Annotated in this window: 6 protein-coding genes; all 6 read left to right on the top strand. The window is 47.9% G+C overall.

All coding sequences use genetic code 11. The annotated features are described in order from the left end of the window. Window positions 1–379: 379 nt before the first annotated feature. Window positions 380–1,021 carry a hypothetical protein gene (locus tag HBA55_RS36125; protein WP_167000886.1) on the top strand — a complete coding sequence of 214 codons (642 nt, stop codon included), beginning with the start codon at window positions 380–382 and terminating at the stop codon, window positions 1,019–1,021. After that, the gene (locus HBA55_RS36120) at window positions 1,012–2,892 is read left to right on the top strand and encodes a hypothetical protein (protein WP_167000884.1); all 1,881 of its coding nucleotides are present in this window, start codon (window positions 1,012–1,014) and stop codon (window positions 2,890–2,892) included. Before HBA55_RS36125 ends, HBA55_RS36120 begins: the two co-directional genes overlap by 10 nt. Window positions 2,893–2,895: 3 nt before the next feature. Next, window positions 2,896–3,846, top strand: a complete 951-nt coding sequence (locus tag HBA55_RS36115; protein WP_167000881.1) for an AAA family ATPase — start codon at window positions 2,896–2,898, stop codon at window positions 3,844–3,846. Beyond that, window positions 3,843–5,378 carry a hypothetical protein gene (locus HBA55_RS36110; RefSeq protein WP_167000879.1) on the top strand — a complete coding sequence of 512 codons (1,536 nt, stop codon included), beginning with the start codon at window positions 3,843–3,845 and terminating at the stop codon, window positions 5,376–5,378. The genes HBA55_RS36115 and HBA55_RS36110 overlap by 4 nt, the downstream gene beginning before the upstream one ends. A gap of 259 nt (window positions 5,379–5,637) precedes the next feature. Further along, on the top strand, window positions 5,638–6,891 hold the full coding sequence (locus HBA55_RS36105) for a tyrosine-type recombinase/integrase (RefSeq protein WP_167000877.1): 1,254 nt from the start codon (window positions 5,638–5,640) through the stop codon (window positions 6,889–6,891). Window positions 6,892–7,086: 195 nt separating this feature from the next. Then, the gene (locus HBA55_RS36100) at window positions 7,087–7,776 is read left to right on the top strand and encodes a hypothetical protein (protein ID WP_167000875.1); all 690 of its coding nucleotides are present in this window, start codon (window positions 7,087–7,089) and stop codon (window positions 7,774–7,776) included. Window positions 7,777–8,627: the final 851 nt, after the last annotated feature.

Below are 8,627 nucleotides of genomic sequence, written 5' to 3'. Positions count from 1 at the left end.
CAAAACTGGGGGCTCACCCTGTCGCAGCTCGCCATATTCTTTGAAGGCCGGCTTGATGAAGTTATTGAATTATGATGTTATGCGGGAACGCCTAAACCCGGCCTGACACAGAATTTTAGACGCTCCCAACCTAAGAAGAAATTCCCACCCTGACCATCTATTGTGACGCCCGGCTGCCCCTAAAGCACATTCAGATTATTCTGTGAACTCCTTGAGTTTTCGGTGTCTAACAAATTGTACCAACCCAACTCGGTTGGTCTTCGATTCAGCATACCCCTTGTTGCCGCAGTATGTTTGGCGTGCCACTCTAACTTCGTTTCATTGGAGTTTTGTTATGCAGCCCAGTCGACCACATACTGATATAACTCGGTCCCATTGCGTGACTGCAGAGACACTCTCTCCTCGTCAGTGCCCAACACCTCAGGCACTGAAGAAGGCCTGTGATTTTCGCCAGCAATGCATGCTAAAACACCCCAGATTATCTGATTTTCACTCCTTAGCTGAACATCTCCATGCGGGGCTTCTGGAAGGCGATAGCGCTGTCAGCAGTTACATACCGCAACCGTTTCGACTGCGTGTTCGAGGTATATGTTACACGCCTGATTGCTATATCGTTGATGGAGATCGACGTCGTATTCTGGAGATCAATCCCAGTGGAGAAATTCCGGATGATCGTCGTATTCCACTGGAGCAATTTTTCAAGAAACAGAAAATGCGATTTGAAGTTGTGAGCAACCAATCCATCTACGCACGCCGTATCGAAGCAGAGAATTGGCTGGAGATTGTCCGACTTTTGTATGTCGCACGTGACGTGGATACCCAAGTTGCTGAACAGACTGTGTTGGAATTTTTGTACCGTCATACACAGTGCGAGGTTGGAGATCTGGTGGATGCAGGTGATCGAGAACGGACCTACAATCAAGAAATCGCCCTCTTTCGACTACTGCATCGCGGCATACTACGGGCCGCATTGACCGATCACCACTTGGATTACGATACGGCGGTGTCACTATGTCACTGAATTGGCGTGCACGCCTTGAACAACAGCCATCTCTGTGGCAATTTGACAGATGGCCCGTAATCACCGCTGACTGCGTCCCGACTGGTCGACGCAAAATATTCTATCGTAATCAGAAGATTATCGCCAAGGTGCTGTCTGGAAGCCCGCTAAAGGCGGTTGCCAAAGAGCATCAGATCACCCAGGCCCGCATCACTCAATTGCTTGATCGGTGTTTGGGCGGGGAAGAAGACGAGTCGCCACCGTTGACTTACGGGTTAATTCCCTACGCTGTGGTGATAACGAAGCAGCGTCATGCGCCCCTGCCGTCAATGCGTAGTTCCCAGGGGTCTGCCTGTGCCTTCCAAGGACTCCTGCAGAGTGCACCAGTGTTGCGGGAAAAACTCGATGAGCTTATTTTAGCCAAACTGAAAGATGCAGCCTACGCGCAAAGGCTGGAGCCCCAATGGTTCCACGGGGAATTCAAGCGGTTGCTCGGTGAGATACATTGGCCAGCAGATAGATACCCCTACACCTCACCTTCTCTTGCTTATGAATCGGTTCGTCGCTATCTGCACACTCGCAGCAGCACTCTCCAGGCAACCCTTCGTCGACCTTGTGTTTCATCACAGGCCTCCGGAACGCAATCCGACCACTACCGGGCTTTGAATACCATACAAATCGATGAACATGTTCTCGACTTACATAATCGCGTACATCTACAGCTTAATGAGGAACTAATTCCTCTGCGTCTTGCCCGAGCGAGTGTCATGGTAGCGATCGACGTAGGCACTAGTTGCGTGCTTGGCTATCACATGGCCTTAACTCAGCACCCTAACCAACAGGACATGTTAACGCTGTTTGATAACTGCCTGAAACCTTGGCAACCGCTACCGCTGACGACGCCTGGGTTCAGCTATGCTGAGGGGGCCTGTTTTCCCAGTGGTTCCTCGGAGGATTTTCCGCTTAGCTTTGGGAATATCCAACTGGATAATGCGCTAGTGCACTTGTCTCGGTCGGTGATTGATCTCTTATGCACACAACAGGGCGCCACGGTGAGTTTTGGATTCCCCGGACAGCCGACCACTCGCCACTTGGTAGAATCTGTGTTTGATTACATTTGTAGTCACGCCAGTCATCGTTTTGCAGCCACCACTGGTTCTCACCCCAATGACCCTATCAAGGAGTCCCGTAAAAACAGAAAGCGAATTCCAACAGTCAGCGTACGCACCCTGGAGGAGGCATTGAGTATCCTCCTGACCGAATACAATGTCACCCCGCGTGCGCACCTCGGGCATGCGACCCCGCTGGCGTTATTCCGGCATCACTGCAGGCATCACTTTGTTCGCTATACACCTATGGATCAGTATAGTCGGTGGCAACCGCTGATCGGTGAGAAAGTTGTACCGGTGCACTGGCGGAAAGATGAGCATCGAGCTCCCTATATCAACTTCTTCTATGATCGCTATCAGGGAGAAGGATTGAGTGAAGTGGCTCACCGAGAAAGAAATATTTTACTCCGGTTTGATCGACGGGATATTCGCTTTGTACACGCTTATTCGTTGCGGGGCGACGATCTTGGTCCGCTGCGGGCTTCACGCTCCTGGCAGCGCTTCCCGCACGGTGTGTCGACACGCCAACTAATCCACCGACTTTGTAGAGAACAGAAATTCCAGGCACGAGACCCATTGGCGAATTACTTCCGATACCTTTTGGAGCACAAAGGCCAGCCTAAATCGGCGCTACAACTTCTGCGAGTCTATCAGGAGTACACACAAGGGAAGGAAGCAGCGCTGGTGCTCGATCCGCCGGCACCATTCTTTGGCCCTATCCTACCTCCTACTGAAGCGCCGGTTCTCCCTTGGCGACCTGATTTGGCCAATCACCGGGAGTAAGTCATGGCAAGAACCTCCCATGATTATTATGATCATCCCGTCTTCAATCCCTTGAAGCTTCACCTGGTAACACCCGCCATCAGGCAACTCAATCGCGACATCCACCAATGGCTATGGACGGGCACGACGGGTGGGCTAATCACTGGAACTGCCCGAGTAGGCAAAACAACAGCACTGCAATCGTTAGCCAGCCAGCTGTTCATGCGCGGTAGAAACCAGATTCCGGTTTACCAAGTGTCTATACCTAAACGAGATAAACACACGGTACTGACGGTTTTTCGTCAGCTGTGTTTTAGCGCTAATTTGCGTGTAAGTCCCCGTGATATTGCCGATCATTTGTCGGATCGCTATATTCAGTTCATCGCCGATGCCGCAGTCGAAACCGAATGCAATCGCGCCGTGCTGATGGTGGATGAAATGCAGCGACTGAAGGCGCCTCAGTTTGATGCCTTCGCTGAGCTGTACGACAAGTTGTTGTTACTCAATATAGCACTTACAGTTCTATTTATTGGCAATGACCCAGAATGCTGGCCTTTGGTTGAAGAGGTGGAGAACGACCGATACGCTCATATTCATGGGCGATTCTTTACCCAGGGAGTTGAGTTTCTGGGGCTAACCTCTATGAGTCAGGTTAACGATTGCCTGAAGCAATACGACGAACTGCGTTATCCAACTCAAAAGGATCCTACTTACACTGCGTTTTTTCTGCCTGAAGAGTTCAAGAAAGGTTGGCGCCTAGCCTCTCTGAGTTCCGATTTGTGGCACGTTTTCCACTGTTACCAACTCCAGTACCACCTAAAATCATGGGGCATGCAATACTTTACGGCGACCATCAATACGCTTCTGAGCGACTTCTTACCTCGTTATGGCGTTGATCGTTTTAACGAAGACATGGTTCATGAGTGCGTTCGACTGTCTGGGTTAGTTCCCTCCCTTGTGCGTCCAACAGGATGAATCGCTTCCACTTAAACCTTGGACTCGTTTTTTCTCGGCCCTACGAGAGTGATTATTCAATACTGCGTCGCTTTTTGGTTGCCAATCCAGGGATTCCCCTGAGTACGCTGAAAGCGGTATTACGGCTACAAAATGACGGGCAAAGCAGTTTCGTCGAGCGCATTAAGGCATTGCATCCAGCATCGCCTTATCCTCAACCAGATATAAACTGCGGTGGGCATCGTCGCCAATGCCCAGAGTGCGCTAAACGACTTTATCATACCGATATTTACAACATAGAGTGGCTGACCCGGTGTCCTATTCATCAATGCATGTTTACTTCAACCTGTCCTGTTTGTGGTTTACGCTGGCCGGATGAGCAAGAGATGGCAAAAAGCGATTGTCCTGGATGCTCTCGGGTTCGAATTAAAGAACTGATTTATCCAGACTGCGTGGAACATCACCATGAAACCTATCGCACCGTCGGGGATATCTACGATTTTGTCAGTTATAAGATGGAAGATGAGCTACACCTCAGCAGCACAGAGGGTTCGGTCATCTGGTGGCGTGAAATCGAAATCGGACACCCCTTATTTCCAGCATGTCAAGTCTTACGTCACCCTCGATATTCCCGTGCGAATATCAAGAGACTCAATATCGTATTCACGCCCGTCCGTCACAGTTCATTTCCATTGACATATTACAAGGGTGCTTTGACACGCGATGGCGCCAACTACCGTCACAAAAGACATCGCTGTGAAGCGGAGGATCTGTGTCCCCGCACCTTGAAGGCTGACTTTGTCGTCATGTGTGACATCATCAAGAAAATCGCCAGTAGAACCAATAAGAAACACCGACCGTACCTATCGAGCTATCGGTACATACGCTTAGTCGATTTAGTCAATAGTCCGGATCCCTGCCTGTATTGCCTGGCATTGAGCCTGTGGTTCTTCAATGTTGCCAGTAAAAAGTACGGCGATGCTTACCACATCGACACGCACGACTACCCTTTTTGTGAGGATATCGGCATTTACGGAATCCACGGCATATCAGAATTAAATTTGCTGTCCGACGATGAGGAAAACTACAAAATCAACGGATCATTCTTACGCTGGTCTTACCGGCGGAGTTTAGAATGGTGTTTCCTGGATATCCTTCGCTTTGTTGAGATATTGATTGAAAAGATACGAATCTATCGTCAAAGAGCAGTCCATGACTATTCAGCTTACATTCCCAAAAGGGCGAGAGATAGTTCCGGATTTCAATACCTGATCGACCGCAGTGGCAAAGTGATGACCATTTTCTTTGAACAAGCACACCCAATCAAAGATTCCTTATTGCCCCGGATATACAAGTCTCACGAAATCTGCCAAGAGCATCGTCAGTACATGAAAGAAATTATCGACGGCAATGTTTATTTTGATTTGGATGTGCCATCTGACTCAATGACATATAGCCAATTTCTGGACTTGCATGAACAGTTCAGAGGGTTTCTCAAAACTAAGCTAGTCAATTATTGCCGAGGATCGACACCTATCAGGAAGATATGGTAAATTACGCGCCAGCTCTCCATCAGAGAACTGACAATCCGCCCCCACCTATATAATGTCTGCGACTGTCCGACAACTTTAGTACTTTCTGTGGACCTCAGAATCACGGATGGTCCACTTCCGAAATCCGGGAAATATAAGCACTTTCCTTGGAACCTACATCTGCCATCTTATTGATTTTGCTTGATCTCTAGAATATCTGGCTTAAGTACTTTGTGTGGTCGTCCAAATTCATCGAAATTTACCGAATTGTGTACCCTAAATGAACCCCAAACGGAAACCACCTGTCCCCATCATCGACAATCTGGGACAGATCGGCAATCCTTATCGACAAAAACAGTTTTCGGTAGATCAGTATCTGGATCAACCTGTTGATGGCATCGAGGTGGATCTCGAACACGCATTGAAGTTTCTTTATAGCTATAACGGCAGTACGGCCACCTTCAATAGCTATCGACGAGAGCTGGAACGATTGCTACAGTGGGCCTGGCGCATCGAACAAATCTCTGTATTAACACTGCGGCGAGAGCATATTGAAGATTTTGTACGGTTTTGTCTAAAGCCACCAACAGCCTGGATTGGCACTAAGAACGTCAGTCGCTTTAAGAATCAACAAGGTGAGCGTGTTGCCAATGAGAAATGGCGACCGTTTGTGGTGTCTGTTCCCAAGTCAGAGTTTAGAGATGGACAGACAGCCGAAGCCAAACAATTCAGTTTGTCCCAATCGGCGATTAAAGCCATATTTACGATCCTGTCATCGTTTTACGATTATTTGCTGCAAGAGCACCTGGTAGACGTCAATCCAGTGGCTTTGATCCGCCAGAAAAACAAGTTTGTCCGCAGAGACCAGACGAAGGCCGTCGTTCGGCGCATTAGCAATATCCAGTGGGATTATGTTCTAGAAACCGCCGAAATCATGGCCGCCGAACATTCTGTCGAGCATGAACGTACGCTGTTCATTATGAATTGCCTATATGCTATGTACCTGCGCATCTCTGAGCTGGTTGCCGATGAGCGCTCAGAGCCGGTCATGGGGGACTTCAGAAAGGACCAAGATGGTAACTGGTGGTTCCACGTTACGGGCAAAGGCAATAAAGATCGAATCATTACGGTCTGCAATGAGATGTTGACTGCGTTGAAACGCTACAGGAAATTCTTGGGGCTTTCCTCGCTGCCAGGGGCTAGTGAAAAAACACCGCTCATTGCCAAGACCAAAGGCCAAGGACCGGTGACCAGCACCCGGCATATTCGTCGAATCGTACAGCTTTGCTTTGATACGGCTTTTCAGAGGATGGCTGATGACGGGTTGCAAGAGGATGCCGAGGACTTGAGACTAGCCACCGTGCACTGGTTGCGACATACGGGCATCTCAGAGGACGTCAAATTCAGACCTCGCGAACATGTCAGAGACGATGCTGGTCACGCCAGTATGGCCACCACGGATCGATATATTGAATCTGACATGAGGGAACGCCATGAATCTGGTCGACAAAAAAGACTGAAAGAAATTTACTGAGCTGACGTTTGTCGCCAAGTCTTTGCTGTGGGGGCCGGTCTTCATAGAAACCGGCATGTGTAATGTAGCACGCTTGGAGTAACCGCACCCCTCTTTCTTTGTTTCCTCGGTTTATAGTGTTCGTTTTAAACCGCCATAATTAGTCAGCACATGATGGTGGTTTCGGATTATGTACGGTGGTTGGTAAAGGGTCATATGAACAAAGCCATTCTATTTTCAGCGCTCAAAGAGCAAGGCAAAACGAATCTTATCGAGATACTCTGTTGTTGTTTCGATGAAATGAGTACCCATCAAAGAAGGACTGTATTCGGTACCTTATATGATAAAACAGACATGCCAATACTCGTCTCTGAAAGCGTATTGGAGGACGTTTTAGAATTTTGTAAGGAATCGTTTGAGGGAGTGTATTACGCGCCTTTCGAAATTAACTCTCGAAATTGCACGCACATACCCGAAGAAACTGAAGAATGGTTTGAAAAGCTAAACGATCTTTTGCAGTTAGGATTTCAGCTGACAAAGCAAGAGGAGCACCATTCAGCAGTTAGTGTTTTCGACATGCTATACAAATTGATTGACCGCATGGAGACAGGAGAAGAAATTGTCTTTTCTGATGAGTACGGAAGTTGGATGATTCCAGGTGATGAAAGACGATATTTGGAGGCCTATATCATTTCGCTGGCTTGCGTTTCCACACCTCAGGAGTATGCAAGAAAAGCTGCGGATTTGGTGGAAAGAGATAGCTTTGGTTCTTTCAGGAATAAGGTATATTCTGCGGCGTTAAAGTATGCCAACGAAGAGCAAATCGAAGCATTAAACCAGGAAGTCAAAACCAAGAATATTCGAACGAACCGAATTGGTAATAGTGGTAGCCCGAACTCCGGTTAAATTGATTGTTGAGAATATACAGTACGTTGACCATCAATAACCTCTCAAGCATGTGATGATCGCTTTATCGATAATTTCTGCGTAAGCGAGACTAGCCCACAGCAATGAGAAGGAAGCATCATGAAGAATGAATATTAACAAGAGTTAGCTCGGCTGCTAAAACTCTCCACGATTACGCCTTCGGTCTCTCGGCCCAGCCTCGCAGTCAAAAAAGCTGAACACGCGGGCATATTCGTCGCTGGGGAGCGATTTATGCTGAAGGGTCCTTCAGACGATGCAGACTCTATCTCTCAGGCGCAATTGTTGAGCTGATCCGCATAATCAAGAAATCTCAATTCAAAACGCAAACGGGAAGCATGCCGTCATCCGTTGAGATCTTCCATGGTCTGGTGAATTAGTCCGGCATCAAACGAATACCTGTTCGAACACATATGCGTTAGAAACCTATCAAGCGCATCAATACAGAGAACACAAACATTCTGCGACAGCCTCTCGAAGGTCTTGGGGCCATTCGGAACCGCTAATGAACAACTGATCTCGTTACCGGTCAAGGGGGATCCATCGTGAGAACCGCCTGGTCACAAAATGACGGATGAAACGGTGACTGCTGATCAATGCTGCTATCATTATATGCAATGTACAAAACTGGATGTAATAGGCAATTATCTCTTGACTTTATCTTCTAATAAATCTACTTTTTATTCAGCGTGAAAAGGAATTCCCTATGCTAACCTGTAGAAGATTGATTCTTGGTCAAGGAAAGACATTTGCTGCTTGCCTTTCCATACTTTTTCTTGTTGCTTGCCAGTCACTTGATCAGAAGATGGCAGATGATGCCCTGATCAGTACCT

The organism is Pseudomaricurvus alkylphenolicus (assembly GCF_011683955.1).
In the GTDB taxonomy this organism is placed as follows: domain Bacteria; phylum Pseudomonadota; class Gammaproteobacteria; order Pseudomonadales; family Cellvibrionaceae; genus Pseudomaricurvus; species Pseudomaricurvus alkylphenolicus.
This window is presented reverse-complemented; position numbering and strand designations above follow the sequence as displayed.